Raw genomic sequence first — 26,709 nt, 5'->3', positions numbered from 1 at the left:
GAGCCCGCGGGCATGAAAAAGCCCTGGCTGGACGGGGGAGACCAGCCAGGGCCGTTCGCGGTGATGGTGGAGGACGGTACGGTCGACTCCGCCACCACGTATGAATGAACGGTAAACCATCAGGGGCGGTTCGCGTAGCCCCAAAGCGGGTCACGTGACCGGTTTCACTCCACGGGCTCGTGGCCGGCCGCGACGACCCTGATCGTCTTCGGCTCCGGGTCGTTCGGGTCGGGCAGGTTCATCCCCGCCTCCAGACCCGTGCGAAGGTAGCGCAGCACGGGCTCGGTGAGCCGCTCGCCCGGCAGAACGGCGGGGATCCCGGGCGGGTACGGCGTGATGATCTCCGCCGCGATCCGGCCGGCGGCCTCACCGGCCGGCACCTCCTCGGCCGGACCGAAGAACGCGTCCCGCGGCAACTGCGCCTGCTCCATCCGCAGTTCGGCGGGCGACGGCACGTCCATCCGCGGGGCGCGCGGCAGTTCGGGCGCCGCCCGGGCGAGATCCCTGAGCCCGGCCAGCAGCCGGCCGGTCGTCTCCCGGTCGTCGGCGTGCGTGATCTGGGCGCCGACGCGACGGTGGTCGGTCAGATGCATGTCAAGCCGCCGGTGCTCCCGCAGCCAGTCGGCGGCCTGGAACCCGGTGATCCCCAGTCCCGTCACGTCGATCACACAGGGCAGCGGGTCGAAGTCGTCGGCGAGGGAATCGCCGCAGAAGTCGTCCCGGTCGTTGACATGCGGGCCGTCGATCTCCTCGATCATCGCCCGCACCTCGGCCGCGAGGTCCAGCGCCCCGCCCAGCAGTGCCCTGCCGTGCAGGACCATCTGCCGGCGCCACCCGTCGAGACCGGCGTACAGCAGCACCGACGGGCTGGTGGGCCCGAGCAGGTCCGAGCGTGTCTTGAGCAGTTGCGGCGGCACCAGGTCGCCGCGGAGATGGAACACGGAGCCCTGCTCCAGGCCGCTGCCCATCTTGTGGACGCTGGTCACACAGATGTCGGCGCCGCCGTCCATCGCCCACGAGGGCAGATCGGGGTGGAAGGGCAGATGGGCCCCCAGGCCTCGTCCACGATCAGCGGTACCGAACGGCGGTGACACACCTCGGCGATCTCCCGCAGCCGGGCACAGGTCCCGTACGGCGTCGGGCTCGTGACCAGGGCGCCCTTGGCGTCGGGGTGGTCCTCGAAGGCCTTCTCGAAGCTCTCCGCGGACGGGGGATGGGCCAGGTGCAGCTCCGGGTCCCAGCGCGGTTCCACCCACACCGGTTCGATCCCCGAGAGGATCAACCCCGACGCCACCGACTTGTGGGCGTCCCGTCCCACCAGGAGCTTCTCGTGCGGGCCCGCGGCGGCCAGCATCGCCGCCTTGACGGACAGCGAACTCCCACAGGTGGTGAAGAAGGTGTGCTCGGCGTTGACCGCCTCGGCCATCAGCTCCTCGGCGCGCTCCAGCACCCGTCCCCGGGTGAGCCGGTCGTCCAGTCCGCCCGGCGCCAGGACGTCACCGAGGAAGACCGCGTCGCCCAGGACCTCCCGCACCGCGGGATCGGCACCACGGGCCTGTTTGTGCCCCGGGGGCGAGAACGCGAGCTGTCCCTGGCGGTGGTAGTCGGCGAGGGCCTCCAGAACGGGCGCACGGGTGTGATCGGTTGACATGCGCACCGAGTGCGCAGCTCGCCGGTGGTCAACCGACGGAGGGATCAGCCCTGCCCGGAGTGCTTGCCCGGGGTCAGGATCTCGTCCAGCACCCTGACCACCGTCTCGTAGGCCAGCGTCCGGACGAGAGCGTCACGCGCCGGGTCCTGCTCACCCGTTTCGAGGCCGTCGCTGCGCTCCCGCCAGGAGCGCTCCTCCTGCTGTGCGCAGGCCCGGGCGCGCTGGAGTCGGCGCAGCAGTTCGTCTGAGTCCACGACATCCGTCATGCCGTGCGGGTACCCCGGATCTCCGGTGCGACGACTGGGTGCAAGGGCCCGACAAAAGAGGTTTGGCAGGCCCTGCGGCGGTGAGCCGAAAAGGGAGACCTGCGGTGCTCACCCGGAGCGACGGGGCGCCGTCGCTCGCCGGCGGGGCCTCGCCGCGCGGTCAGGGGTCAGTTCTCGTCCGACAGGGGAGCCAAGGCGATGTGCCAGGAGCACCGCACCGAGTCCGTCAGTGAGCCGTCGACTGCGCGGGGTCCCGGGCAGACGCGCCTGTGCCGTCCCGCCGACGCGCGCCGGGCCGTGGAACGGGTGGTGGCCGAACGCTGCCGTGTCACCCACACCCACTGCGACCCGGACGCCCTGGGCGACGCCCTTCTCGTCGCCTCGGAACTCACCACCAACGCGATCCTGCACGGCGGCGGGGTGACCGACTTCCACGTCGACGTGGCGGGACCCTGCCTGTGCGTCTCGGTCAGCGACCGCAGCGACGAGCTGCCCGTGAGCAGGCCGCCACTGGACGCCCGCGGCCGACGCCGCTCGGGCGGCCTCGGCTGGCCGATCGTGTGCCGGCTGGCCCGCGCCGTCCGCGTGTCGGAACTGCCCACCGGCGGCAAACGCATCACCGCCGAGGTCGCCCTTCCCTGAGGACTCCCGAAGACTTTCGACGAAGCGGAGTTTGTACCCACCAAGTAGGGGCAGACGGAGTTTCGTGCTTCGGACCGGAGGCGCGCCAGCGGGAGCGGTATGGCTGGCCGGACCTTCAGTCGGTGCGGTCGGCGATCGCCTCGCGGTATGTCCCTGAAACCCCCAGTTCGGGAGCGAATCCGCATGCTCATCGACACGTCGACAAGCCGTCCCGGCACGCAGACCCCTCAGGCCGCGCCCAGCAGGCGGCGGCACGACGACGCCCCGGACACGGCGGACCTCTTCGCCCGCCTGGCCACCCTGGACGACGGCCCCGAACGGGACGCCGTCCGCGACCGGCTGGTGAAGGCCTGGCTGCCCATGGCCCACCGGATCGCCGGCCGGTTCCGCGACCGCGGGGAGTCCGTCGAGGACCTGCGTCAGGTCGCGGCCCTCGGACTCGTCAAGGCCATCGACCGCTTCGCCCCGGAGCGCGGTGCCTTCGAGAGTTACGCCGTCCCCACCATCACCGGCGAGGTCAAGCGCCACTTCCGCGACCGCATGTGGGCGCTGCGCGTGCCCCGCCGGGTCCAGGAACTGCGCAACAAGGTCCGCATCGCCCGCCGCGAACTGACCCAGACGCCGGGCACCCCGGAACCGTCCGTAGCCGACCTCGCCGCCCACACCGGGCTCACCGAGGACGAGGTGAGCTGCGGTCTGGAGGCCCTCGAGAGCTTCAGCACGCTGTCGCTGGACGCCGAACTCTCCGGCGACGAGGACGGCTACAGCCTCGCCGACACCCTCGGCGCCGCGGACTCCTCGTTCGACACCGTGATCGACCGCGAGTCCGCCAAGGAAGGTCTGCGCCGGCTGCCCGAACGCGAGCGGGCCATCCTCTACATGCGCTTCTTCGAGGACATGACGCAGAGCCGGATCGCCGACCGGCTCGGCATCTCCCAGATGCATGTCTCCCGCCTCATCAGCCGCAGCTGCGCCCAGGTGCGGGCGGAGGCGCTGGGGCAGCGAGGCCGACGGGATGCCGGCGGACCGTCGACCACGGCCTGATCGCCATGGCCTGGGCTCCACGGCCTGATTCTGAAGGAGAAACGAGAGCGATGCTGATTCCCCACCCGGCTTTCCTGCGCAAACTCGTCGAGGAGTACGAGTCCCTGCGGGCCGAGGAGGCCGAGACAGGTGGCGGCTGGGCGAGCCCACGCGCGCAGGACCTGGCCTACACGCTGTGCGTGTCGACCGGCACCCGCGACGTGAGACGGGCCCTCGAGGCGGCCCACCGCCTCCTCGCGGCCGCGTCCCCGGCCGACCGGCAGCCACGCACCACGGCGCCGCTGGCCGACTGACCGCACAGGCGAGCAACACCCCGTTGTGCCCGGAAACGGACTGGTCCGCCTCCGGGCACAACCGCGTGAGATCGACCTCCCGCGCACCGGCGCCGGGGGGAGCACGGCGCCCACGGGCGGTCGTGCGGGGCCCGCGGTGTGTCCGGCCGGGGCCGGGGCATTCGGACGGCTGGAGGTTTGGATGAATGCCAGTGCTATGTCACATACCACTCGCCTCGGGGCGGAGCGGGCCGCGCGCGGCTCGCTGACGGAAGGCGCCGCCCGCGCGGGCCTCGCCGCCCGCGGCGTGATCTACCTGCTCGTCGGCGTCCTCGCCGTGCAGGTCGCCTTCGGCGACACCCACCAGCAGGCGGATCGCGGTGGCGCCGTCGCCACCCTGGCCCGGCAGCCGTTCGGCGCCGTCCTGCTGTGGGCGCTGGGCCTGGGCCTGGCCGGCATGGCGGTGTGGCGGCTGTCGGAGGCCGTCTTCGGCTCCGTCGGCAAGGACGGCCGCAGTGCCCGCAAGCGGCTGCTCGCGGCGGCCCGCTGTGTCTTCTACGTGTTCGTCGCCTACTCCGTGCTGCGGTTCGCGGCCGGCCCGCACGGTGGAGGCGGAGGCGGCGGGGGTTCGAGCGACACGCGGTCCCGTGACGTGACGGCCCGGGCCCTGGCGCTGCCCGGCGGGCAGTGGCTGGTGGGCCTGGCCGGCGCCGGGGTCGTCGTGGCGGGTGTGTGGGTCGGCGCGCGGGCCGTACTGCGCCACTACCGCCGCGAACTCAAACTCGGCGAGATGACCCCCTGGGCCCGGCGGCTGGTGGACGTCACCGGCGTGGGCGGCGGCGCGGCGCGCGGTCTGGTGTTCGCCGCGGCGGGCGCCTTCGCGGTGCGTGCGGCCGTCGACTACAAGCCGGACCGGGCCAAGGGACTCGACGACACCCTGCGTTCCTTCGCCGACACCCCGCTGGGCCCCTGGCTGCTGGTCTGCGTGGCGACCGGCCTCGTCCTGTTCGGGCTGTTCTCGTTCGCCCTGGCGCGCTGGCGGCGGGTCTGACGCGCGCGGGACGGGGAACACGGACCGGATGAGCGAACCCGAGTTTCCACCCGAGCACCGGCCCGTCGACATGTACCTCGGCCTTCTGCGCACCCGGATGGACACGGAGGACTATCTCCAGCTGCTCGACGTGGTCGAGCCGGTCCTGCGCGCGATCGAGGAACAGCGCCTTCCCGAGCTGGACTTCGCCCTCGACGGCGAACGCACCGACGGCCTGTCCCAGGAGGTCCGCGACGAGGCCGCCCTGGTCATCGCCGCCGCCGTCACCGGCAGGCTGGACAACGAGGTCGTCGAGATCAACCTCGACGAGACCGGCCCGGTCCGTGTGATCACCGACGCGGACACCGCCGCCGACCCGGCGCGGCTCGGCGAGATCGCCGACTACATCCGGGAACGGCACCGCCAGAACGAGGAGCTGCGCGGCATCGCCGAGGTCAGCGGCCTGCCGACCGACTTCTGAGGGTGCGCCGTCAGCGCCTGGGCGGCGCCACCGGCACCTTCAGCGGCCGAGCCAGGCCCACCACGGCCTCGTCGAGCCGCTGCAGATGCCTCAGCACCCGGTCGGTGATGCGGCCGTAGCGGGAGCCGCCGTCCAGCTCCGACTCCAGGAGCGCGGCGATGCTCGCGCCGGTCTCGACCTCGACGGGTGCGCGCTCGTCGGCGACCCGCGCGGCGATCGCCTCGATGTTGCGCAGGATGCGCCGCCCGGCCCCGCGCAGCCGGGGGTCGGCGGCGATGGACGGATGGGTGGGCAGCAGCTCTGCCATCGCGGCCAGCGACCGGGAGTGGTAAGCGCAGGTCTCCAGGAGCGCGACGACATAGCGAGCGGTGTTGCGCCGGGCCCGCATCGGGGTCACCGGGTGGGTGAGCGGCTGCGTCGCGGCACGCAGGTCCGCGAGTGCCTGGTCCAGGTCCCGCGCCTTGCCGAGCAGTTCGTCCGGCGGCCCGCCGCTGAGCTGCTCGACGGCGGCCCCGGTGACCTCGCCCAGCCGCTGCAGCACCGTCGCCAGCAGGTCGTTCGTCCGGCGGTTCGTGTGCACCGGCAGCACCAACGCCGCCGCGATGATCCCGCAGGCCGCGCCCAGCGCCGTCTCCTCCACCCGCAGCACCAGCACCGACAGGCTGTAGGTGTGCAGCAGCGTGTAGAGCAGCCCGAGCGCCGCCGTGACGAAGAACGACATCAGCGTGTAGGACAGCGGCGCCGTGTAGAACATCGCGAACACGCACAGCAGCACCAGCGCGAACGCCGTCCAGGTGTGGTGCCCGACCAGCCCGGCGAGCAGCAGCCCGGCGACCACACCGAGGACGGTGCCAACCAGCCGCCGGTATCCCTTGACCAGGATCTCGCCCGTGGACGACGTGTTGATGAACACGATCCAGCAGGTCAGCACCGCCCAGTACCAGCGCTGGCTGGAGAGGAACTCTCCGCCCACGATCGCCAGCGAGGACCCCACGGCGACCTGCAGCGCCGCCCTCGTGGTCGGCCTGCGCAGCCCCGTCGCCTCCTCCTCGGGGCTCTCCTCGCCGGCGTCGATCGCGGCGTCCTCGGCGTCCAGCTCCTCACGGGAGCGCGCGGTCGAGGGAGTGTCGTCGGATTCGTCCTGCGGCCCGTCCAGCGCGATCCGCAGCCCCAGTACGGCACGGGCGGCCTCGCCGATGCCGCGGAACACGTCCTGGACGGCGGGGGAGGCCTTGGGCAGGTTCTCCTCGTCCCGGTAGCCGAGCAGCCGGTTGCGCAACTGGACCAGACCGGCGCCGGGATGCGCGGACACCGGCCGCAGCACCAGCGCACGCAACGCCTCCAGGTCCCGGCGCAGCGTCGCCGTCGCCTCGTCCCCCACGGGCAGCCCGCCGCCCTCCGGGACGGGCGCACCCGGCAGGTGCAGCGTCAGCGTGTCCGCCCGCTCGGCGCTGCGCGCGGTCAGCAGCAGCAGCCCGAGGCGTTCGGCGGCGATCTCGGCGTCCGCGACGCGCCGCTGCACCAGCCGGGCCACGGCCTCGTCGGAGGTGCCCTCCTCCAGCCGTCCCTGGATCATCATCGCCGTCTCGTGCAGGCGGGCGGTGCCCGCACGGACGTCCTCCAGAGCCCCGTCGATGTCCTCCGGCCCGGCGTCCAGCAGGTCCACCTGTGCCGACACCAGCTGGGCCAGGCGGGCGCGGAAGGCGTCCCGCAGCCGTTCCAGGATCCCCGCCGGGGTCTCGGGCACCAGGACGAAGCGCACGGCCGCGCCGGCCGCGAACGCGACGGCGACCACGCCGTACAGCTGCGGCAGTGTGGAGACGGTGGCCCCGACGAACAGCGACATGAAGTAGACCTGGAAGCCGATGAGGCCCAGCGCGGTGCCCCGGTCGCCGAACCGGCGGGCGTAGACGGCGCAGAAGATGAGCGCGACGAAGAAGAGGTCACCGGCCACCACACGGGAGTGCAGCAGCGCGCCCAGGGACACCGAGACCAGCGCCACCGGCAGCCCCAGGGCGAGCGTGACCGCCTGGGCGCCCCGCTGTTTCTCCCGGATGGCGAAGGTGGAGACCATCGCCGCGATGGCCCCGCCCACCAGATGCTGCACGTCGGCGTGCAGCAGGGTGAGCACGGCCAGCGTCAGCGCGATGGCGCCCATGGTCCGCAGGCCCGCCGCCAGGCGCAGCAGCCCGGGGTCGGAGGCCGCGACGTGATCCCGCAGCCGTTCCCTGACCGACCCTCGCGCTGCCCTCACGCCGCCGTACTCACTCCTGCCTCACGTCAAGATCCGGATCCCAGCATGCCATGAAGCCGGCACACCGGACGCACCCGGTCACAGCTCCCTGCGCGCGCTTCCCTCGACGTGCGCCCGCACCTCGTCGGGGCTCAGATAAGCGTCGGTGTACTCGAAGTCCTTGAGCTTGGCGGGCTTGCGGGCCTGGAAACCGGTGCGCACGAAATCGTCGCCCGCGATCGCGTTGAGCGTCCAGTTCGTCGCCACGCGGACCTTGGCCACATTGGTGCGCAGCGCCGCCCAGTGGTAGCCACGGGCGGCGAACTGGGCGGGCAGGCCGTGCAGTTCGATGCCGAGCGGCTTGGAGACGGCGTCCGTGCCACCGAGGTCCACGACGAGGCCGAGGTCCTTGTGGCGGTAGGGCGCCAGCGGGTGGTTGCGCAGGGTCGCGATGACGTTGTCGGCGACCTGCTTGCCCTGCCGCATGGCGTGCTGGGCGGTGGGCGGGCAGACGGCGTCCGGCTGACCCTTGACCAGGTCGGGCACCGCGGCCGAGTCGCCGAGGGCGAAGACCCCGTCGTGGCCGGGCAGGGTCATCTCGGCGGTGACCGCGAGCCGCCCCCGGACCGTCTCCGCGTCCAGCGTGGCGATGAGGGGACTGGCGACGACCCCGGCGGTCCAGATCAGGGTGCGGGTGGGCACCACCCGGCCGTCGGTGAAGGTGACCTCCTCGGGGCCCGCCTTCGCGATGGAGACGCCCAGCGAGACGTCGATGCCGCGCCGCTTCAGGATCTCCTGCGCGCTGCGGCCCAGCTTGTCGCCGAGTTCCGGCATCAGCTTCGGGGCGATGTCGATGAGATGCCACTTGATCAGCGCCGGGTCGATGCGCGGATAGCGCTTGACCGCCGCGTGGGTGAGCTTTTGCAGACAGGCGGCCGTCTCGGTGCCGGCGTACCCGCCGCCGACCACCACGAACTGCAGCCGCGCCGCTCGCTCGGCCGGGTCGTCGCTGGCGTCGGCCAGGTCGAGCTGGGAGATCACGTGGTCGCGGATGTAGGCGGCCTCGGCCAGCGTCTTCATCCCGAAGGCGTGCTCGGTCAGCCCCGGGATGTCGAAGGTGCGGGTGATGCTGCCGGGAGCCAGCACGATGTAGTCGTAGTGCTCGTTGACGATCTGGTCGGTGATGGTCCGGATGACGCAGACCTTCGCCTTGAGGTCGACGCCGATGGCTCCGCCCGGGATGATCCGGGTGCGGTACTTCCTGCTGCGGCGCAGCGACACGGCGATCGACTGGGGCGTCAGCACACCGGAGGCGACCTGGGGCAGCAGCGGCAGATAGAGCTGGTAGGCGAACGGGGTCACCAGCGTGACGTCCGCTTCGTCCGGCGCGAGTTTCCGCTCCAGCCGGCGTACGCACTCCACGCCGGCGAAGCCCGCGCCCACCACCAGGATCCTGGGTCGTGTCACGTCGTTCATCCCTTTCTGCGGCTCCAGGCGGTCTGCAACCGACGCCCTTCGCATGCCCTGGATCTCTGCCCGCACCACATCGATCCCACCGCAGACTGATCCGGCGTGCACGGAGGCGTCGAGCACAACCATGCCCGCCCGGCTGCGGAATCGCACCGGGACGGGGGCAAGGAACTAGGACAGGCTCTCCGGGACGTGGCACAGCAGGAGGCACACGTCGTCGTCGCGCTCGGAGTCGCTGAGCAGGGGGTCCAGGATGAGGTCGGCCGAGTCCTCCAGGTTCTGCTCCAGGTCGGCCGGGTGGAAGCCGCCGAGGGCGGTCGCGAGGCGGGCGATGCCGGGGTCTATGCCCTGGGCGCGGCGCTCGACCAGCCCGTCGGTGTACAGGGCCAGCGTGGAGCCGGGCGGCAGGGGAGCGGTGTGGTCGGGGATCTCCTGGGTCAGCGGGATGCCCAGCATGGCGCCGGGACGGGCGTCCAGCGTGTGCACCCGGCCGTCGGGGGTGCGCAGCACCGGCGGTGGGTGGCCGGCCGCGGCCCAGGTGAGGACCGGGTCGTCGGGGTGGAAGCGGGCGATGACCGCGGTGGCGTACAGATCCGGCTGCAGATGGTGCAGGAAGGTGTGCAGCCGGGTCAGCAGCGTCCCGGGGCTCGCGCCGTCCACGGCGTAGGCGCGCAGCGCGGTGCGCAGCTGGCTCATCATCACGGCCGCGTGCAGCCCGTGCCCGGTGACGTCGCCGACGACGGCGATCAGTCCGCCGTCGGGCTGGCGGAAGGCGTCGTACCAGTCGCCGCCGATGTTCAGGCCGTGGGTGGCCGGCAGATAGCGGGCGGCCAGCCGCAGTCCCGGTGCGCTGGGCAGGTCCGTCAGCAGGGCCCGCTGCAGCGTCTCGGCGATGTCGCGGTTGTGCTCGAAGCGGCGGGCGTTGTCGATCGCGATGCTGGCGCGCCGCGCCAGCTCGATCAGCATGACCGCGTCGTCCGCGTTCCAGCGGTCCGTGGGCGGTGCCAGGGTGAGCACTCCGAGCGGTGCCCGGCGGGTGGGCAGCGGCAGGCACAGCAGAGGCCGTTCGGGATCCAGCGCGGAGGGCGGCTGGTCGTCCACCCCGGGCAGCCCGCCGGGGGTGCGGGCGGCGTACTGGGGGCGGCCGGTGCGGGCGGCGACCACCGCGGCGGCCGGGTGCGGCGCCGGCGGGCGGCGGTCGTCGTCGCCGTCGAAGAGCCAGACGTCGACGCTGCGCGCGTACTCCGGCACCAGGAGTTCGGGAAGCCGGCGCACGATCTCGTCGTGGTTGAGCGACGAGGTCAGCACGGCACTGGCGTTCGCCAGGAACGTCAGCCGCCGCCGGGCGCTCTCGGCCTCCTGGTGGGCGCTGCGCTCGGCGGCGAACGCCTCGCGCTGGGCGCGCCCGGCCGCGTCCAGCTCCGCGTGCAGGGCCAGCACGCCCTGGTTCGTCTGGTGCAGCTCCTCGCGGAGGAAGGCGACCAGCTCCTCCTGTTCGGCGAGCTTGTCCAGGACGAGGGCAGTGTCCTCGTCCGCGCCGAGCAGGGACTCCGCCAGCACCGACGGGGCGTCCGCCGGCCCGCCCCCGTCCACCGCGGCCGTCACCTCGGGGCAGCGCACGGAGGTCTGCCACGCGGCATGCGCGGCGGACTCCGCGGGATCCATGGGCGTCACGACGGCGTGCAGTACGCCCTGCCCCGCGGGAGCCGCGGTCGCGGTGAGCGTGAGGCGCCACGAGCCGCCCTTGGTCAGGCACTGGCGCAGGTGGGCGCTGAGCGTGCTCGCCAGGCGGGTCCGGTCGACGACCGGGACGCCGTGCGCGGCGGCGATCCGGGCGGCGGCGATCCGGGCACGGGCCGCGTCGCCGACGGTGGCGATCGGCCACGTCCGCTTCATGGGTGCTCCGGTGGGGTCGGGGTCACCACGGCGACGGCGGTGTCGTCGCGGACCGGACGGGCGGCGCTGCCGGCGTCGCGGATCACTCCCGCCGCGACGACGGCCGGATCGGCCGACAGCAGGCCGGGCTCGGCCGGCGGAATCCACCTGCTGGGCAGGCCGTCGGTGTGCATGATCAGCATCCGGTCGGCCGCCCACGGCATACGGTCCTCGCGCAGCGTCCGGGGCCGGTGGACGCCGACGATGCCGGGGTGCGAGAGCAGGGAACGCCAGCGGTCGCCCTCGCGCAGCCGGGCCCCGATGTTGCCGACGCCGGCGAACCGGAGCGTCCCCGCCGCGGTGTCCACCTGGGCGACGGCGACGGCCGCCCCGCGGGTGCCGCGCAGGGCGGTGTCGATGTGCCGCAGGCATTCGCCGGGGGAGAGGTGGGCGGTGCGGTGCAGGGCCTCCACCGCGGCGGACGAGGCGCGCGCCGCCTCCGGCCCGTGCCCGAGGCCGTCGGCCAGCATCAACGTAGCCCGGTCTGCGGCGCGCACCCAGGTCCAGGCGTCGCCGGAGTGGTCCGCCCGTTCGAAGGGCACGTTGAGCCCGCCGGCCCGTACGCGTGCCGCGCCGCCCGTCCGTGCGCCGGCCCCGATGCGGGCCAGCGCCACCGTGCCCCGCCCGGGGACGCTGTGCAGCGCGAAGTCGTCCGCGACCCGCCGGCACGTGCCCAGACCCGCGCCCAGGGAACGGGCCGTGGAGAAACCGTCGCTCAGGGCGGCGCCGACGTCGGCGATGCCGGGGCCGTGGTCGACCGCCGCGATCTGCACCAGCCGCGCCGGGACGGCCGCGTCGGCGGGTACGGCGGGCGGCACGAGCTCGACGAGGAGCTGTCCGCCCCGGGCGTGCTTGACCAGGTTGGTGGCCAGCTCGGTCGACACCAGGGAGGCGGCCGCGGCGTGTTCGGCGTCCAGCCCCGCCAGGGCGGCCGCCTGCTCAGCGGCGACCCGGGCGTCGCGCACCCGGGTCGAGTCGTGGACGGGGACGTCCCACACGCGCGGCATCAGATCTCCTCGCGTCGGGGCGGCGGTGTGGTCGCCCAGGAGATCACCGTCACCGTCGTGCCGACTCCGGGGGTGCTTTCCAGGGAGAACTCGTGCACCAGCCGCCGTGCGCCGCCGAGCCCGAGGCCGAGTCCGTCACCGGAGGTGTAGCCGTCGCTCAGCGCCTGCTCCAGGTCGGCGATGCCGGCGCCCTCGTCGGAGAAGGTCAGCCGGAGCCCCACGGCATGGCCGCGGGTCACCTGGGCCGACTCCATGCGGCCGCCGCCGCCGTGCACCAGGGTGTTGCGGGCCAGCTCGCTGGCGGCGGTCACCAGTTTCGTCTGCTCGACCAGTCCGAAGCCGAGGCGTCCGGCGGCCTGCCGCACGTGCTGCCGCACCCACGCCAGGTCCATGTCGGAGCCGATCGGCAGGCAGGCGTCGACGCCTGCGGACATCGGCATCACCGATGCTCCCAGGACCGGCCCGGACGGGACGCCGGGGCCGGTCCCGCCAGCAGGTCCATGGCCGCCTCGGTGTTCAGCGCGGTCCGCAGCCCGGGCAGGGTCAGCCCCAGCTCGACCAGCGTGATCGCGACCGCCGGCCGCATGCCGGCCACCACGGTCCGGGCGGCCAGCAGCGAGGACTTCGCCGCGATCTCCGCCAGCGTCCGGGCCAGGAACGAGTCGACGATCTCGACCCCGGAGATGTCGATGACGACCCCGGTCACCCCGCTGGCCGCGATGGTCTCCCCGATCTCCTGCTGGAGCTGGTGCGCCGTGCTGTCCTGCAGGTCGCCCTGCAGGGTGACCAGCAGCACGTCGCCCAGGCGGAGCACCGGTACGTGCGACGGGGGAACACGGTAGAAGTCATCGCTCACCACGGACCGCCACGCCGTTCGTCGGGGCGATGATCCCGGAGCCCAGTTCGTGCAGGGCGTACGCCAGCGCGTCGGCGAGGGAGGCGCGGGTGATCACCGTGCCCAGGTCCAGGCCCAGGTGGACGATGGTCTGGGCGATCGCCGGACGGATGCCGGAGACCACGCACTCGGCGCCCATCAGCCGGGCGGCCGCGACGGTCTTCATCAAGTGCTGTGCCACCAGCGAGTCGACCGTGGGCACACCGGTGATGTCGAGGATCGCGAACTGAGCGTGCTGTTCGACGATGGCCTGCAGCAGCGTCTCCATCACGACCTGGCTGCGCGCGCTGTCGAGGGTCCCGATCAGCGGTACGGCCACGATGCCGTCCCACAGCTTGATGACGGGGGTGGCGACCTCCAGCAGCTGGAGCTGTTGGCGCTCGATGAGCGCCCGCCCCTCGTTCAGGGCCGTGTCCAGGACGACCAGCCGCAGCGTGCCCAGGAGCACGGTCAGGGTCGTCGCGCACTCGCGCACATGGTCGGCCGACGCGTCCGGGAGGTCGGCGACCAGCAGGTTCACCGCCGACGGGCGCAGGGCGTCCACCTCGTTCGACACCTGTGCCGTGGAGAACCCGGCGCGGGAGCGGGAGGCGCCCATCCGGGCCAGCTGCTCGCGCACCACGGTGAACCCCGCGGCGTCGGCGTCGTACGCCCGCTCCGCCTCGGCCACCTGGGCCAGCGCGTCGACCACGGTGCGGGCCGCGTCCACGGCCTCGTCGCGCGAGACGGTGAAGACGGCGCGGAAGAGGGCCTCGTCGGCCCACCGCTGGGCGATCTGCTCGCGGCGGCGTCCCAGGAACGCGGCCACCTCCCGTATCGGTGACCCGTGCTGTTCCGCCGTTTCGTGCTCCGGCACCTGCTCACTCCTCATCCGCGTCGTCCGCGTCGCGCCTGCCGTACCCGCCGCCCCCCGGGCACGGCGACGCGACTCTTGCCGGGCGACAACTGTAGTCATGTTCCGAGGTCGCCCCGGGCCTCGCCCCCGGCGGGTGATCCCGTCGAGTGGTGCTCCGGCCCGGGTCGGCCTGACAGGCGTACGACCGGGGAAGCACCGTTCGAGTCCGGGCGGCCCGCGGACGGACCCCTACCGTGTGGGCTGCTTGCCGTACCAGTCGAGACACGCCACCAGAGCGTCGTCGTCCGGCTCGGGACCGCCGCGGTGGGCGCGGAGCTCCCGCAGGACCGCGGCCGGCACGTCGGCGGCGGGCAGCAGCCGCGTCGCCGTGAGCGCCCGGGCCAGCGCCCGCCGCCCGTACGCCTCGCCGCCCGGCGCGGTGACGGCGTGGACGCCGTCGCTGACGAACAGCAGCCGGTCGCCCGGCCGCAGCTGGAACTCCTGGGTGGTGTAGTCGGTCTCCTCGAACATGCCCAGCGGCAGCTGCTCCTCGAAGTCGACGGCCGTCACGGCCCCTTCCGACAGGCGCAGCATCCGCGGCGATCCGGCGTCCACCACCAGCATCCGGCCGGTGGCCAGTTCGAGGTCCACCAGCAACACGGACAGATGGGCCGCACCCCGGTACTGGGCGTGGATCGCCTGGTCGGCGAGGGCCGCCTGATCGGCTATGGGCAGGCCCGCACGCCGCGCGTTGCGCAGCGCGTTGATGCCGAGACTCGTCAGCAGGGACGCCTCGATGCCCTCGCCCATGCCGTTGGTGATGTACAGCAGCAGCCGGTCGGCCGACTCCGACCAGTCGAAGTTGTCCCCGAAGATCGCGTAGGCGGGCTCCAGCTGGGCACCCAGGGCGTACTCGGCCCGGGCGCTGGAGCGGGCCGGCAGCAGCTGCCACTGCATCTCCGCGGCAAGGGTGAGCCGGTCGGTGCGCCGAGCCTGCGCGTACACGTCGGTGTGGCGTTCGGCGACGACCACCTCGTGCCCGAGGATCTGGGCCAGTTCGGCGAGTTCGGCCAGGTCGGTCTCCGCCCGCGCCTGCTGTGACAGCGTCACGGACAGCACACCCAGGCGGTCGCCGCGCACGGTCACCGGCAGATGGACGCACACCCGGCCGGACTCGTCCTCCTCCTCCACCGGGCGCTGGGCGCCGAAAGCCCGTCCGGCCGCACTGTCGTGCAGCGGCACCGCCCGGGGCGGGCCGGTCGCCGGGGACACGGGCCGCAGCACGGTCAGTCCGTAGTCGGCCATGCAGAAGTCCGCGGTCTGGGCGTCGTAGTGACCGCACAGCACTTCGCGGACGGTTCTCGCCAACCGGTGCGGAGCCGCCGAGCGCAGGGCGCGCTCGGCGGCCATGAGTCTGTTCACCTTCTCCGTCACACCATTCCGTGCCAGTCGCCGCCGTCCCCGCGGGACGACGGCATCCGTTCCTTGTGTTCAGCCGGGTGCACGCCCGGGGCGGGCTGACAGCGATCGGGAAGCCTGTCAGAGTGTCAGGGTGACGACCCCACTCCCGCGCCCGCAGCCCCACGAGGCGGCGCGTGTGACCGCCAGGGCGGCCGAGTTGCTGGAGGTGCTGTGGGGCAGGGCCTCCACCGCACCGGTCTCCGCCTCCCAACTCCGTGTCCTGTTCATCCTGGAACACAACGAGGGCATCAACCTGCGCACCCTCGCGGACGCGCTGGGCTCCACACCGCCCTCGACCAGCCGGCTCTGCGACCGTCTGCAGGCCGTCGGGTTCGTGGAGCGCAAAACGCCGGCCGCGAACCGGCGCGAGCTGGAGCTTCATCTGAGCCGGCACGGCAGGGCCTTTCTCACGGGACTGCGGCTGCGCCGGGAGAGCGCGCTGCAGTCCGTCCTCGAACAGATGCCGGCCGCCCAGCGGACCTCGCTGCTGTCGGGCCTGGAGGCCTTCTGCGCGGCCGCGGCGGCACAGATCCACGAGGACGGCGAGCCCGCCGCCCGTACCGCCTGACACCGGCTCATTCCTGATCCCTTCCGAGCACCGGTCGCGCTCACTCTGTTGGCCTGACCGCACAGTTGTCAAACGACAACCGTCATTGGCCGCGTGCCTGGTCGACACGGGTGAGCGCCTCCTCGACGCTCTCCGAGACCGGCACGGTGATGCTCACCCCGGTGAGGTCCAGAATCCGCCGTACGGCGGGCACGGGGGAGATGATGTGCACACTTCCGGGGAGCTCGCGGGCCTCCTGGTAGACGCGCAGGATGATGTTCATCCCGGACGAGTCCATGAACGGCACGTCGGTGAGATCCAGCAGGAAGTGCCGTCGCCCGTGATGCAACTGGTTGGCCAGGTGGTGCTGGAACTCCGTGGCGGTGTCGACGTCCAGGTAGCCCTTCACCGTGACCAGGGCCACGTCCTCACCGGGCAGGCTGACCTCGACGGACAAGGGGTTGTGGGCAATGGACACGACTACCTCCGACGAACAACGATGGCTACGGCCAGGCTGGTTACCCACATGTGCGGATTCGACGCACCCGAGTTGCGCCAGCCGCATGCGCGGTTACCCCTGAACCCCTCCGGCATGCGCCCGCCCGACGTACTCACAGGTGCCCCCGCGTGACGGGGCTCGTCGCAGCATGCGGGCCGTCGCGCCGGGTATCCGCTGTGAAGCACACGGCCGTGACCCGGCCCCGGTTCGGAAGGAAGCAGCGTGCGTGTGGCGATCAGAGCATCACAAGGCGGTTCGGGATGACCGGAACCACGACGTCGACACAGCGGTGAGCCCGCGGGTGACGACCGCGGCGGCGGCGCGCGCCCACGCGCGCTCGGTGGTGCGCGAGCAGTGGGACTCGCCGGACCGCGTCGCACGCGAGGAGGACGTCATCGATCTGCTCCTGGTGGTCTCCGAGCTCGTCACCAACGCGATCCGGCACGGCGACGGTCTGGCCGGACTGGAGATCCTCCCCACGCCGGACGGCCTGCGCCTGGCCGTGCACGACAACAGCGACGTGGTGCCCGCCGTCGCGTACGGCTCCGGAGCCCTGCCGTCCAGGCACCGCGGCAACGGCTACGGCTGGCCGCTGGTCATGCGCCTGGCCCGCGAGATCACCATCGACGCCCGCCCCGAGGGCGGCAAGACGATCAGCGTGCTGGTCCCGCTGCGGGCCGCGCAGAACGGCCTCCCGAACGCCGGACAGCCGGCCTGAACCTCAGCCCCCGGGCATCCGCTCACCACGGCAGGAAGACATGGATGTCCTTGCCGCTGTCGGTGGTGGTGACGCTGACCTGGTCGCAGAGGGTGTGGATCAGATGCCAGCCGACCCCGCCGCCACCGCCGTCGGGACGGAAGGGCCGCGGGGCGGGCGGAGTGGTGCTCGTGTCGTGCATGACCACGTGCACGCCGTCGAAGGTCTGCCGCAGCCTCAGCTCGAAGGGTCCCGGCGCGTACTGGACGGCGTTGGCGGCGAGCTCCGTGACGACCAGGAGGATGTCGTCCCAGTGCTCCGGCGTCGCCGGTGGCGACACCTGTGTGAGGTCCTCCAGGAACTGCTCCGCGTCCAGGCGGGCGTCCGTCACGTTGTGCACCTCCCCGGGGAAGCTCGTCACCCTCTCCGGAAGGTGCCCCGAAGGGAGACTTCTGTCCCAACGCCGCTCGGTCGACATGTCGCCTTCCCGCCCGATGGCCCGGGGGCCGTCGTTCTCGCTCGGCTGTGCCTACCCCTCCCTGGTTCCCGAGTGCGGCTCAACGGAACACGTTGTCCGCCTCGTCCCAGCTGGAGAGCTCGTCGGGCACGGTCTGCCGCGGTGGCCGGGCACGTGCCTGGTACATCGCGTCGATCTCGAAAGCGTAGTGCCTGACGATCGCGTCCCGCCGCAGCTTCATGGACGGGGTGAGCATCCCGTTGGTCACGTCGAACGGCTCGGGCAGCACCCGGAACACCCGGATCGACTCCGAGCGGGAGACGGCGCTGTTGGCCGCGGCCACCGCGCGCCCGAGCTCCTCGCGCAGCGCGTTCTCCTCGCGGGCCTCCCGGCTCGGCGCGTCGCTCTGCAGCGCCAGGGAGCCGCGCCAGTACGCCAGGAACTGCGGATCCAGGGTGATCAGGGCGCCCACGCAGGGGCGGTTGTCGCCGACGACGACCGCCTGGTGGATCAGCGGGTGCATCCGCAGCCGCTGCTCCAGGGCGGCCGGCGCGACGTTCTTGCCGCTGCTGGTGACGATGATGTCCTTCTTGCGGCCGGTGATCGTCAGATAGCCGTCCGAGTCCAGCCGTCCCAGGTCCCCGGTGGCCAGCCAGCCGCCGCGCAGGGCGGCCCGCGTCGCCGCCTCGTCGTTGATGTACCCCTGGAACACCGACGGGCCGCGGACCAGGATCTCCCCGTCGTCGGCCACCATGATGTCGTTGCCCGGCAACGCCTGCCCGACCGTGCCCGACATCTCCCGGCCGAGCGGCTGCGCGGTGACGCCGCCGGCGGCCTCGGTGAGGCCGTAGCCGTCGTTCACGTAGACGCCGATCCCCTCGTAGAACAGGGACATCTCGCGGCTGAGCGGCGAGCCGCCGGACGTCGCCCGGACGACCCTGCCGCCGAGCGCGGCACGCAGCTTGCGGTACACCGTCCGCTCGTACAGGGCGTGCTGCAGCCGCAGATCGAACCCCGGACCGGAACCGCCGCCCAGGCGTTGCCGCTCCAGGGCCGCCGCGAAGTCCCGCGCGGTGTCCGCGGCCCGCTCGAACAGCGCCCCGCGGCCCCCTTCCTGGGCGGCGCGCAGGAAGTTCTTGTAGAACTTCTCCAGCAGGGAGGGAACGGCGCACAGGTACGTGGGGCGGAAGGAACGCAGACCCGCCGCCAGGGCCTGTTCGCTCAGGTCGGGCTCGTGGGCCATCAGCATGCCGCCACGGATGCACAGGCTCTGCACCAGCAGCCCGTACACATGGGAGAAGGGCAGGAAGGCGAGCACCGACGCCTGCCCGCCGTCCGGCGGCAGCACGGTGTGGCCCCAGCCCGCGAGCAGGGTGTCGCAGGGACTCGCCAGGTTGCGGTGGGTCAGGGCGCAGCCCAGCGGGCGGCCCGTGGTGCCGGAGGTGTAGGTGACGGCCGCGGTGGAGTCGGGCAGCACGATGCGGCGCAGCGAGTCGACCGTGGTCAGCGGGATGAACCGGCCCCGCTGGGCGAGTTCGCGCAGCGCCCCCGCGTCCAGCTGCCAGACGTGCCGCAGGCCCGACAGCGACCCGCACACCGAGCCGACCGTCATCACGGCCTGCTCGTCCTCCACCACCACGGCCACGCAGCCGGAGTCGCGCAGCATCCACTCCACCTGGTCGCGCGAGGCCGTCGGGTAGATCGGGACGACCTCGGCGCCCACCGCCCACAGCGCGTGGCTGAGCACCGTCCACTCGTACCGGGTGCGCGCCATGATCGCGACGCGGTGGCCCGGGGAGATCCCGGACGCGATCAGGCCCTTGGCCAGGTCCACGACCTCGTCCCGCACCTCCACGGCCGTCACCTCCTCCCAGGCGGTGGAGGCGGGGTCCACGCGTCGCGCGAGGAGGGGGAGCGTGGGGCTCGCGGCCGCGGTGTCGAAGATGCTGTCGGCCAGTCCACCGGTCAGGGGCGCGACGGAGGGGGGAGCGAGGGCCACGTTGCGCATGCGCTGCTCCTGCAGTGTACGGAGGGTGACACCGTCGACGGTTTCCGTTGTCGGCGGTGCTCGAATCTAGCCCAGGTGCGTGCGGATGGTGACCGGAACGAGCGAAGTTGCGCAGCCGTGATGATCTCGCCTCCTCGGGGGGACTCGGAGGGCATGAGTTACGTCAGTCCCGATCCGGAACCCGAGCGCACCACCGGCCTCGAGCCCGGCGGCGGCGTGCCGCCCGGCGAGACCCCGCCCGCGGAGAGCAGCATGCCGGAGGCGGGGCCGCGCGAGACGCACAACCCGACCAAGGGCTGGGCGAAGGCGCCGCTGGCCCTGATCCTGATCCTGGTCGTGGTGATCGCCGCGGGCTTCCTGGCGTTCGCCCTCACGATGATCTTCTGAGCCGGGTCCGTGTCACGTCTGCGTGTGACGGGCGCAGGCGGTGACGACGTCGTGCAGGCTGCCGGTCTCCTCGAGCAGCCGGCGCTGGACGGCCGCCCCGGTCCCGCCGTCCAGCAACCGGTCGCACGCCGTGCGGGCACGCTCCAGGTCGCCGGTCTCGGCGAGGGCCTGCCCGACATGGTCCAGCAGGCCGGCCACCACGGTCTCGGCGGGCAGCCGGCGCATGGTCGCCGGGTGCAGCAGCTCCTCCTCCAGCCCGGAGCGGGAGGCCCGCCAGGCGGCCAGCCGCAGCAGGCTGACGCTGTGGTCTGTCGGCTCGACTCCGGCGCGCCACTCCCGTGCCGCTGTCTCCACCAGCCCCCGGGCGAGCAGCGCGACGAGGACGGCCGTGTCGGCGTGCAGACACACGTCGGCGACCCGGATCTCCACCGTCGGGTACCGCTGGGCGAGCCGGGCGTCGAAGTAGACCATCCCCTCGTCGAGGATCACTCCGCTCGCCACCATGTCGGCCACCCGCCGGTGATAGCGCTCGGCCGACCCGAACACCTCGGTCGGCCCGGCGGACGGCCAGCGCTGCCAGACCCGGCTGCGGTAGCCGGCGTACCCGGTGTCCCGGCCCTGCCAGAAGGGGGAGTTGGCGCTGAGCGCCGCCAGCACCGACAGCCAGGGCCGGACGCGGTCGAGGACGGCGACGCCCTCCTCGTCGGAGTCGACGTTCACATGGACATGGCAGCCGCACACGAGAAGCGGTTCCTGCGGGGCGAGGCCGTACTGCCGCGCCATCCACTGGTACCGGCTGCCCGCGCCCACGGTCGAGCTGAGGGGCAGCGGGGAGGTGGCGAGTGCGGCCACCGTGCAGCCGATCTCCCCGGCGTGCCGGGCGGCCTCCTTGCGGCAGCGGACGATCTCCGCGCTCAGATCTCCCATGTCGGCCTGCGGATGCGTGGCGAACTCCAGCATCTGGCCGTAGAGCTCCTTCTCGAACACCCCCTCGTCCGTGCTGTCGTGCTCCGCACGGGCGAGCACCGCGGCGGACAACGCCCTCGGCTCACCGGTCTCGGGGTCCACCAGAAGGAGCTCCTCCTCCACACCGACGGTCCGCACCTAGGCCGCCTCTCCATGACATCGCCACCGTTCCGACGCCATCGAGTACCCCGCCGACCGTCACTGCAACGGTGTGAACCAGACGGTGGCGAGCGGCGGCAGCGTGAGCGTGATCCGCCCCTCCTCGGGCTTGAGGTCGTCCGCGTTGACGACGTCCCCGCCGCCGTAGCGGGCGGCGTCCGTGTTGAGGGTCTCGCGCCACACGGGGACCTCCTCGCCGACGTGGAGGCGGTAGTCGTGGCGCACGACCGGGGAGAAGTTGGAGACGGCCAGCAGCGGGCTGCCGTCGGCGGCGAACCGCAGGAAGGCGAAGACGTTGTCCTCGGCCGCGTCGCCCAGCACCCACCGGAAACCGCCCGGGTCGGTGTCCCGTTGCCACAGGGCCGGCGTGTGGCGGTAGACGGTGTTGAGGTCGCGGACCAGGTCGCGGACGCCCCGGTGATCGGGCTCGGCGCTGTAACCGGGGTCGAGCAGCCACCAGTCCGGGCCGTGCGTCTCCGACCACTCCGCGCCCTGCGCGAACTCCTGTCCCATGAACAGCAGTTGCTTGCCCGGGTGGGCCCACATGAAACCCAGGTACGCGCGGTGGTCGGCCCGCCGCTGCCACCAGTCGCCGGGCATCTTCGACACCAGCGCCTGCTTGCCGTGGACGACCTCGTCGTGGGAGATCGGCAGGACGTAGTTCTCGCTGTACGCGTACACCATCGAGAACGTCATCTCGTTGTGGTGGTACTTGCGGTGCACCGGCTCGTGCACCATGTAGCCGAGCGAGTCGTGCATCCAGCCCATGTTCCACTTCAGGCCGAACCCGAGGCCGCCGCTGTCGGTGGGGCGCGTCACGCCGTCCCACGCGGTCGACTCCTCGGCGATGGTGACCACACCGGGCGCCCGCCGGTACACGGTCGCGTTCATCTCCTGCAGGAACGCCACCGCGTCGAGGTCCTCGCGGCCGCCGAACACGTTCGGCGACCACTGCCCGGAGTCACGCGAGTAGTCGAGGTAGAGCATCGAGGCGACGGCGTCCACGCGCAGCCCGTCGATGTGGAACTCCTCGCACCAGTAGACGGCGTTCGCCACCAGGAAGTTGCGCACCTCGATGCGCCCGAAGTCGAACTCGTACGTCCCCCAGTCCGGGTGCTCGGCGCGCCGCGAGTCCCCGGGTTCGTACAGCGGGTCCCCGTCGAAGCGGGCCAGCGCCCAGTCGTCCTTGGGGAAGTGCGCGGGCACCCAGTCCATGATCACCCCGATGCCGGCCCGGTGCAGGGCGTCGATCAGGTACCGGAAGTCGTCCGGGCTGCCGAGGCGCGCGGTCGGCGCGTAGTAGGAGGTGACCTGGTAGCCCCAGGACGGGCCGTAGGGGTGCTCGGCGACCGGCATCAGCTCGACGTGGGTGAAGCCGAGGTCCTTGACGTAGGCGGGAAGCTGCTCGGCGAGCTGCCGATACGTCAATCCTGAGCGCCAGGACGGAAGATGGACCTCGTAGACGGAGAACGGCGCCTCGTGCACCGGTGTCCGGCCGCGCCGGGCCATCCACTGCGCGTCGCCCCACTCGTGGTGCGCGGCCGTCACCACGGACGCCGTGTCGGGCGGCTCCTGCGTGCGCCTGGCCATCGGGTCGGCCTTGAGGAAACGGCTGCCGTAGCGTGAGGTGATCTCGAACTTGTAGTGGGCGCCCTCGCCGATGCCGGGCACGAACAGCTCCCACACACCCGACGCGCCCAGCGAGCGCATCGGCAGCGCCGTTCCGTCCCAGCAGGTGAAGTCCCCGGCGACCCGCACCCCCTGGGCATTGGGCGCCCACACCGTGAACCGGGTGCCCCTCACGCCCTCATGGGTCATCGGCTCGGCACCCAGCGCCTTCCACAGCTGCTCGTGCCGGCCCTCACGGATGAGGTGCAGGTCCAGCTCGCCGAGCGCGGGCAGGAAGCGGTACGGGTCGGCGGCCACGTGCTCCCCGTCGTCGTACCTCACCGCCAGGGTGTAGGCGGGGATCTCGTCGAGCGGCAGCACGCCGGAGAACAGGCCGTCGCCTTCCGAGACCAGCTTCTTGCGCTTGCCGCCCATGACGACGCTGACCGCGCGGGCGTAGGGCCGCAGGGCCCGCACGGCGATGCCGCCGGGCACCGGGTGGGCGCCCAGCAGCGCGTGCGGATCGTGGTGCCGGCCGGAGAGCAGGCGTTCGCGGTCGCCGGGATCCAGGGGCGGGGCGGTCTTCGGGCGCGCCGCGCCGGAGGGCTCGGGGGGCGAGGTGTCGCGCAGGGCCACGGCTTCAGCCTCCTCTTACGGCGAGACGCTCGATCGCCGCCATCGGTACGGGAAGCCAGTCCGGACGGTGTCTGGCCTCGTAGAGCACTTCGTACACGGCCCGGTCGGTCTCGTAGGCGCGCAGCAGGCCGTGCTTCTTGCGCGGGTCCCAGCCTGCGCGGTCCGCGTAGCCCGCGCAGAACGCCTCCCGGCAGCGGCGCGCCCACTCCGGGCGCCAGGGGCGGCGCTGCCGGGCCGCGTAGTCGAAGGAGCGCAGCATGCCCGCGATGTCCCGTACCGGGGACTGGGCGGCACGCCGCTCGGCGAGGGGCCGGGACGGCTCCCCCTCGAAGTCGATGACGAACCAGTCCCGGCCGGCCCGCAGCACCTGGCCCAGATGCAGGTCGCCGTGGATGCGCTGGGCGGGCGGCCCGGGATCGCAGGCGACCAGCGCGCCGAAGGCGGCGCGCAGCCCGGGCACGTACGGCCGCAGCGCGGGTACGGCGTGGGCGGCGGCGTCCAGGCGTTCGGTCATCGCGGACGCGGTGCGCACACTCTCGTCGTGGGTGCCGGTCGGGAAGGCGGCGGCCAGCGCGAGGTGCACCTCCGCGGTGGCCTGCCCCAACTGGCGCGCCTGGGTGGTGAAGTGGTCCGAGGTGGCGAGCGCGCGCAGGGCGAGCGCCCAGCCGTCGTTGGCGTCGCGCAGGAACGGTTGCAGCACACCGAGGGTGGCCTCCTGCGGATGGACCGTACGGAACCAGGCCACCGGCGCCGGCACGCGGCGGCAGCCCTGTTCGGCCAGCGCCTCGGGCACCTCCAGGTCCGGGTTGATGCCCGGTTGGACGCGCCGGAAGACCTTGAGGATGAACGCGTCGCCGTACACCAGGGAGGTGTTGGACTGCTCGGCCTCCATCAGCCGCGGCACGAGTCCGCTCGGCACCACCAGGGACGGGTCGGTCTCGAAGCGCAGCGGGCCAGCCGCCCCCGGCCGGCGCAGCCGCTCCAGGAGCAGTTGCGCCGACCGGGGGTCCTGGAGCGCGTCGAACACCGTCAGACCGGCCAGCGGTCCCTCCTCCGCGCGGCCGATCAGCGCCCGGCCGAGGCGGGGCGAGGGATGGCGGCGCACGCCGAGCACCAGCTGGTAGCAGTCACCGGCCGGGGGAGTGCCACCGGGCGTGGGCACGCCACCGTGGCCGGCGTGCACCAGCAGATGCAGACAGCCCGGGAACAGCTCTGTCATGGAGACCAGGGCGAGGTCCGTGACGGGCCGGTCCTTGCCGGCGAACCAGCGCTGCCGCGGCAGCCAGTCGCGCAGCAGCCCGGCGAGCGAGGCCATCGGGCCGGCGTCGACCGTACGGCCCGGTCGGGGAGTTGCGGTCTTCTGCATGGTGACGCGTCCTTTCCTCGGCACACGCTCGAAGCTCACGCTGATGGGCGTCGGCCGATGCGGGATGCGACTCGGGTGAGCCGGAACCAGTAGAAGCCGTGGCCCCCGAGGGTCAGCAGGTACGGCAGCTCGCCGATGGCCGGGAAACGGACCCCGCCGAACAGCTCCACCGGGTGGCGTCCGCTGAACTCGCGCAGGTCGAGCTCGGTGGGTTGGGCGAACCGGGCGAAGTTGTTCACGCAGAGCACCAGGTCGTCCTCGTACTCGCGCAGGAAGGCCAGGACCGCCGGGTTGGAGGACTGCAGTTCCGTGTAGCTGCCGAGGCCGAAGGCCGGGTTCTGCTTCCGGATCTCGATCATCCGGCGGGTCCAGTGCAGCAGCGAGGACGGGGAGGCCATGGAGGCCTCGACGTTGGTGACCTGGTAGCCGTAGACCGGGTCCATGATCGTGGGGAGGGTGAGGCGGCCGGGGTCGCAGGTGGAGAAGCCGGCGTTGCGGTCCGGTGTCCACTGCATCGGCGTGCGCACGGCGTCCCGGTCGCCGAGCCAGATGTTGTCGCCCATGCCGATCTCGTCGCCGTAGTACAGGATCGGCGAGCCCGGCAGGGCGAGCAGCAGCGCGGTGAACAGCTCGATCGAGTGGCGGTCGTTGTCGAGGAGGGGGGCCAGCCGTCGGCGGATGCCGATGTTGGCGCGCATGCGGGGGTCCTTGGCGTACTCGGCCCACATGTAGTCGCGTTCCTCGTCGGTGACCATTTCGAGGGTCAGCTCGTCGTGGTTGCGCAGGAAGATGCCCCACTGGCAGTTGGCGGGGATGGCGGGGGTCTTGGCCAGGATCTCCGAGACCGGGTAGCGGGACTCGCGGCGCACGGCCATGAAGATGCGCGGCATGACCGGGAAGTGGAAGGCCATGTGGCACTCGTCGCCGCCGGACTCGTAGTCGCCGAAGTAGTCGACCACGTCCTCGGGCCACTGGTTGGCCTCCGCCAGCAGCACCGTGTCCGGGTAGTGGAGGTCGATCTCCCGGCGGACCCGCTTGAGGAACTCGTGGGTGGCCGGGAGGTTCTCGCAGTTGGTGTCCTCGGCCGCGTACAGATAGGGCACGGCGTCGAGGCGGAAGCCGTCGATGCCCAGGTCCAGCCAGAAGCGGAGGGCGGCCAGGATCTCCTCCTGCACGGCCGGGTTCTCGTAGTTGAGGTCCGGCTGGTGGGAGAAGAACCGATGGAAGAAGTACTGTTCCCGCACCGGGTCGAAGGTCCAGTTGGAGGCCTCGGTGTCGATGAAGATGATCCGGGCGTCCGGGTACTGCTTGTCGTCGTCGGCCCACATGTAGTAGTCGCCGTACGGGCCGTCGGGATCCTTGCGGGACTCCTGGAACCACGGGTGCTGGTCGCTGGTGTGGTTCATGACGAAGTCGATGATCACGCGCATGCCGCGCTGGTGGGCGGCGTCCACGAACTCCACGAAGTCGGCGAGGTCGCCGAACTCGGGCAGGACGGCGGTGTAGTCCGAGACGTCGTAGCCGCCGTCCCGGAGCGGTGACTTGAAGAACGGCGGCAGCCACAGGCAGTCGACGCCCAGCCACTGGAGGTAGTCCAGTTTGGCGGTCAGGCCCTTGAGGTCGCCGACGCCGTCGCCGTTGCTGTCCTGGAAGGAACGGACGAGGACCTCGTAGAACACCGCGCGCTTGAACCACTCCGGGTCCCGGTCCTTGGCGGGAGTGTCCTCAAAGGTGTCCGGGACGGGCTGGTTGACAGTCATGACGCTGTGACCCTCCGATCAATGGCTACGTGGACGACCGCTGGATGTGGAGCACGTGTGCCGGAGAGCGCCCGGGCTCCAGGCGCACATAGTTGTTCCTGCCCCAGTGATAGGTCTCACCCGTCAGTTCGTCGTGCGCGGACAGGAAGGTGTGCCACTCCAGACCGAGTTGCGGCATGTCCAACGAGACCGTGGCCTCCTGGGTGTGGTGCGGATCCAGGTTGACGACGACGAGGACGGTGTCCCGGTCCGTGGTCTTGCTGTACGCCAGGACCATGTCGTTGTCGGTGTGGTGGAAACGGAGGTTGCGCAGCTGCCGCAGGGCGGGGTGGCGCCTTCTGATGGCGTTGAGTTGGGTGATGAGGGGGGTGATGGTGCGGCCCTCGCGTTCGGCGGT

At 72.2% G+C, this 26,709-nt stretch carries 25 protein-coding genes and 1 pseudogene; 8 read left to right on the top strand and 18 right to left on the bottom strand.

Going from position 1 to position 26,709, the window contains the following annotated elements; genetic code table 11:
* Positions 1 to 164 precede the first annotated feature (164 nt).
* Together ACIRVK_RS17075 and ACIRVK_RS17070 are read right to left on the bottom strand one after the other, a co-directional pair.
* A pseudogene (locus ACIRVK_RS17075) lies at positions 165 to 1,651 on the bottom strand (aminotransferase class I/II-fold pyridoxal phosphate-dependent enzyme).
* 44 nt (positions 1,652 to 1,695) lie between these two features.
* A complete protein-coding gene (locus ACIRVK_RS17070; RefSeq protein WP_404247673.1) occupies positions 1,696 to 1,917 on the bottom strand; it encodes a hypothetical protein in 222 nt (73 codons plus the stop codon).
* Positions 1,918 to 2,115: 198 nt separating this feature from the next.
* Between ACIRVK_RS17070 and ACIRVK_RS17065 the strand changes: the two genes are divergently transcribed.
* The 5 genes from ACIRVK_RS17065 to ACIRVK_RS17045 all read left to right on the top strand — a co-directional run bounded on the left by ACIRVK_RS17065 (position 2,116) and on the right by ACIRVK_RS17045 (position 5,386).
* Complete coding sequence (locus ACIRVK_RS17065) at positions 2,116 to 2,559, top strand: ATP-binding protein (RefSeq protein ID WP_404247672.1); 444 nt, start codon at positions 2,116 to 2,118, stop codon at positions 2,557 to 2,559.
* A gap of 183 nt (positions 2,560 to 2,742) precedes the next feature.
* Positions 2,743 to 3,603, top strand: a complete 861-nt coding sequence (locus ACIRVK_RS17060; RefSeq protein ID WP_404247670.1) for a SigB/SigF/SigG family RNA polymerase sigma factor — start codon at positions 2,743 to 2,745, stop codon at positions 3,601 to 3,603.
* A gap of 50 nt (positions 3,604 to 3,653) precedes the next feature.
* Positions 3,654 to 3,896 carry a DUF5133 domain-containing protein gene (locus ACIRVK_RS17055; protein ID WP_404247668.1) on the top strand — a complete coding sequence of 81 codons (243 nt, stop codon included), beginning with the start codon at positions 3,654 to 3,656 and terminating at the stop codon, positions 3,894 to 3,896.
* A 181-nt stretch (positions 3,897 to 4,077) separates the two neighbouring features.
* Entirely contained in the window at positions 4,078 to 4,926 is an 849-nt protein-coding gene (locus ACIRVK_RS17050; RefSeq protein ID WP_404247666.1) for a DUF1206 domain-containing protein, read from the top strand.
* 28 nt (positions 4,927 to 4,954) lie between these two features.
* Positions 4,955 to 5,386: a hypothetical protein gene (locus ACIRVK_RS17045; protein WP_404247665.1), complete on the top strand. Its 432-nt coding sequence runs from the start codon at positions 4,955 to 4,957 to the stop codon at positions 5,384 to 5,386.
* A gap of 10 nt (positions 5,387 to 5,396) precedes the next feature.
* Here the strand turns inward: ACIRVK_RS17045 and ACIRVK_RS17040 are convergent, their stop codons facing one another.
* From ACIRVK_RS17040 to ACIRVK_RS17005, 8 genes are all read right to left on the bottom strand, one after another.
* The gene (locus ACIRVK_RS17040) at positions 5,397 to 7,640 is read right to left on the bottom strand and encodes an FUSC family protein (RefSeq protein WP_404247663.1); all 2,244 of its coding nucleotides are present in this window, start codon (positions 7,638 to 7,640) and stop codon (positions 5,397 to 5,399) included.
* A gap of 78 nt (positions 7,641 to 7,718) precedes the next feature.
* Positions 7,719 to 9,095: an NAD(P)/FAD-dependent oxidoreductase gene (locus ACIRVK_RS17035; RefSeq protein ID WP_404247661.1), complete on the bottom strand. Its 1,377-nt coding sequence runs from the start codon at positions 9,093 to 9,095 to the stop codon at positions 7,719 to 7,721.
* 165 nt (positions 9,096 to 9,260) lie between these two features.
* The gene (locus tag ACIRVK_RS17030) at positions 9,261 to 10,985 is read right to left on the bottom strand and encodes a PP2C family protein-serine/threonine phosphatase (protein ID WP_404247659.1); all 1,725 of its coding nucleotides are present in this window, start codon (positions 10,983 to 10,985) and stop codon (positions 9,261 to 9,263) included.
* On the bottom strand, positions 10,982 to 12,031 hold the full coding sequence (locus ACIRVK_RS17025) for a SpoIIE family protein phosphatase (protein WP_404247657.1): 1,050 nt from the start codon (positions 12,029 to 12,031) through the stop codon (positions 10,982 to 10,984). The genes ACIRVK_RS17030 and ACIRVK_RS17025 overlap by 4 nt, the downstream gene beginning before the upstream one ends.
* Positions 12,031 to 12,471 (bottom strand): anti-sigma regulatory factor, encoded by a 441-nt coding sequence (locus ACIRVK_RS17020; RefSeq protein ID WP_404247655.1) that lies wholly within the window; start codon positions 12,469 to 12,471, stop codon positions 12,031 to 12,033. Before ACIRVK_RS17020 ends, ACIRVK_RS17025 begins: the two co-directional genes overlap by 1 nt.
* Entirely contained in the window at positions 12,471 to 12,887 is a 417-nt protein-coding gene (locus ACIRVK_RS17015) for an STAS domain-containing protein (RefSeq protein WP_404247653.1), read from the bottom strand. The genes ACIRVK_RS17020 and ACIRVK_RS17015 overlap by 1 nt, the downstream gene beginning before the upstream one ends.
* The gene (locus tag ACIRVK_RS17010) at positions 12,877 to 13,782 is read right to left on the bottom strand and encodes an STAS domain-containing protein (RefSeq protein ID WP_404247651.1); all 906 of its coding nucleotides are present in this window, start codon (positions 13,780 to 13,782) and stop codon (positions 12,877 to 12,879) included. Before ACIRVK_RS17010 ends, ACIRVK_RS17015 begins: the two co-directional genes overlap by 11 nt.
* A 228-nt stretch (positions 13,783 to 14,010) precedes the next feature.
* Entirely contained in the window at positions 14,011 to 15,171 is a 1,161-nt protein-coding gene (locus tag ACIRVK_RS17005) for a PP2C family protein-serine/threonine phosphatase (RefSeq protein ID WP_404247649.1), read from the bottom strand.
* Between the two features lie 142 nt (positions 15,172 to 15,313).
* Between ACIRVK_RS17005 and ACIRVK_RS17000 the strand changes: the two genes are divergently transcribed.
* Positions 15,314 to 15,790, top strand: coding sequence for a MarR family winged helix-turn-helix transcriptional regulator (locus ACIRVK_RS17000; RefSeq protein WP_404247647.1), 477 nt, complete (start codon positions 15,314 to 15,316; stop codon positions 15,788 to 15,790).
* An 82-nt stretch (positions 15,791 to 15,872) separates the two neighbouring features.
* Here ACIRVK_RS17000 and ACIRVK_RS16995 read toward each other — a convergent pair whose 3' ends face one another.
* Positions 15,873 to 16,247 (bottom strand): STAS domain-containing protein, encoded by a 375-nt coding sequence (locus tag ACIRVK_RS16995; RefSeq protein ID WP_404247645.1) that lies wholly within the window; start codon positions 16,245 to 16,247, stop codon positions 15,873 to 15,875.
* Positions 16,248 to 16,569: 322 nt separating this feature from the next.
* On the opposite strand from ACIRVK_RS16995, the gene ACIRVK_RS16990 reads away from it, so the two are divergent.
* A complete protein-coding gene (locus tag ACIRVK_RS16990) occupies positions 16,570 to 16,986 on the top strand; it encodes an ATP-binding protein (RefSeq protein ID WP_404247644.1) in 417 nt (138 codons plus the stop codon).
* Between the two features lie 22 nt (positions 16,987 to 17,008).
* Here the strand turns inward: ACIRVK_RS16990 and ACIRVK_RS16985 are convergent, their stop codons facing one another.
* Both ACIRVK_RS16985 and ACIRVK_RS16980 read right to left on the bottom strand, forming a co-directional pair.
* Entirely contained in the window at positions 17,009 to 17,443 is a 435-nt protein-coding gene (locus tag ACIRVK_RS16985) for an ATP-binding protein (protein ID WP_404247642.1), read from the bottom strand.
* Between the two features lie 79 nt (positions 17,444 to 17,522).
* Positions 17,523 to 19,430, bottom strand: coding sequence for an AMP-dependent synthetase/ligase (locus ACIRVK_RS16980; protein ID WP_404247640.1), 1,908 nt, complete (start codon positions 19,428 to 19,430; stop codon positions 17,523 to 17,525).
* Between the two features lie 153 nt (positions 19,431 to 19,583).
* Between ACIRVK_RS16980 and ACIRVK_RS16975 the strand changes: the two genes are divergently transcribed.
* Positions 19,584 to 19,817: a DUF6480 family protein gene (locus ACIRVK_RS16975; protein WP_404247638.1), complete on the top strand. Its 234-nt coding sequence runs from the start codon at positions 19,584 to 19,586 to the stop codon at positions 19,815 to 19,817.
* A gap of 12 nt (positions 19,818 to 19,829) precedes the next feature.
* Here ACIRVK_RS16975 and ACIRVK_RS16970 read toward each other — a convergent pair whose 3' ends face one another.
* The 5 genes from ACIRVK_RS16970 to ACIRVK_RS16950 form a co-directional block, all read right to left on the bottom strand.
* A complete protein-coding gene (locus ACIRVK_RS16970; protein ID WP_404247636.1) occupies positions 19,830 to 20,921 on the bottom strand; it encodes a glutamate--cysteine ligase in 1,092 nt (363 codons plus the stop codon).
* Positions 20,922 to 20,981: 60 nt separating this feature from the next.
* Complete coding sequence (glgB, locus tag ACIRVK_RS16965) at positions 20,982 to 23,186, bottom strand: 1,4-alpha-glucan branching enzyme (RefSeq protein WP_404247634.1); 2,205 nt, start codon at positions 23,184 to 23,186, stop codon at positions 20,982 to 20,984.
* Between the two features lie 4 nt (positions 23,187 to 23,190).
* Positions 23,191 to 24,552: a maltokinase gene (locus tag ACIRVK_RS16960; RefSeq protein ID WP_404247632.1), complete on the bottom strand. Its 1,362-nt coding sequence runs from the start codon at positions 24,550 to 24,552 to the stop codon at positions 23,191 to 23,193.
* 35 nt (positions 24,553 to 24,587) lie between these two features.
* Positions 24,588 to 26,312 (bottom strand): maltose alpha-D-glucosyltransferase, encoded by a 1,725-nt coding sequence (gene treS, locus ACIRVK_RS16955; protein WP_404247630.1) that lies wholly within the window; start codon positions 26,310 to 26,312, stop codon positions 24,588 to 24,590.
* Between the two features lie 25 nt (positions 26,313 to 26,337).
* Positions 26,338 to 26,709: DUF3459 domain-containing protein (locus tag ACIRVK_RS16950; protein WP_404247628.1), on the bottom strand; the 372-nt coding region annotated here is incomplete at its 5' end.

It is taken from the genome of Streptomyces sp. NPDC101152 (assembly GCF_044768275.1).
Taxonomy (GTDB): domain Bacteria; phylum Actinomycetota; class Actinomycetes; order Streptomycetales; family Streptomycetaceae; genus Streptomyces.
The sequence above is the reverse complement of the archived record's forward strand: the minus strand, read 5'-3'. Positions and strand labels throughout refer to the sequence as shown.

Bases quoted from the DNA above. Each gene is read 5' to 3' on its own strand.
- ACIRVK_RS17025 (WP_404247657.1), bottom strand. From the start codon at position 12,031: ATGCCGCGCGTGTGGGACGTCCCCGTCCACGACTCGACCCGGGTGCGC.
- ACIRVK_RS16985 (WP_404247642.1), bottom strand. From the start codon at position 17,443: ATGTCGACCGAGCGGCGTTGGGACAGAAGTCTCCCTTCGGGGCACCTT.
- ACIRVK_RS17030 (WP_404247659.1), bottom strand. From the start codon at position 10,985: ATGAAGCGGACGTGGCCGATCGCCACCGTCGGCGACGCGGCCCGTGCC.
- ACIRVK_RS17070 (WP_404247673.1), bottom strand. From the start codon at position 1,917: ATGACGGATGTCGTGGACTCAGACGAACTGCTGCGCCGACTCCAGCGC.
- ACIRVK_RS17020 (WP_404247655.1), bottom strand. From the start codon at position 12,471: ATGCCGATGTCCGCAGGCGTCGACGCCTGCCTGCCGATCGGCTCCGAC.
- ACIRVK_RS17035 (WP_404247661.1), bottom strand. From the start codon at position 9,095: ATGAACGACGTGACACGACCCAGGATCCTGGTGGTGGGCGCGGGCTTC.
- ACIRVK_RS16960 (WP_404247632.1), bottom strand. From the start codon at position 24,552: ATGCAGAAGACCGCAACTCCCCGACCGGGCCGTACGGTCGACGCCGGC.
- ACIRVK_RS16980 (WP_404247640.1), bottom strand. From the start codon at position 19,430: ATGCGCAACGTGGCCCTCGCTCCCCCCTCCGTCGCGCCCCTGACCGGT.
- ACIRVK_RS17005 (WP_404247649.1), bottom strand. From the start codon at position 15,171: ATGGCCGCCGAGCGCGCCCTGCGCTCGGCGGCTCCGCACCGGTTGGCG.
- ACIRVK_RS16975 (WP_404247638.1), top strand. From the start codon at position 19,584: ATGAGTTACGTCAGTCCCGATCCGGAACCCGAGCGCACCACCGGCCTC.
- ACIRVK_RS17045 (WP_404247665.1), top strand. From the start codon at position 4,955: ATGAGCGAACCCGAGTTTCCACCCGAGCACCGGCCCGTCGACATGTAC.
- ACIRVK_RS17050 (WP_404247666.1), top strand. From the start codon at position 4,078: ATGAATGCCAGTGCTATGTCACATACCACTCGCCTCGGGGCGGAGCGG.
- treS (WP_404247630.1), bottom strand. From the start codon at position 26,312: ATGACTGTCAACCAGCCCGTCCCGGACACCTTTGAGGACACTCCCGCC.
- ACIRVK_RS17065 (WP_404247672.1), top strand. From the start codon at position 2,116: ATGTGCCAGGAGCACCGCACCGAGTCCGTCAGTGAGCCGTCGACTGCG.
- ACIRVK_RS17060 (WP_404247670.1), top strand. From the start codon at position 2,743: ATGCTCATCGACACGTCGACAAGCCGTCCCGGCACGCAGACCCCTCAG.
- ACIRVK_RS17055 (WP_404247668.1), top strand. From the start codon at position 3,654: ATGCTGATTCCCCACCCGGCTTTCCTGCGCAAACTCGTCGAGGAGTAC.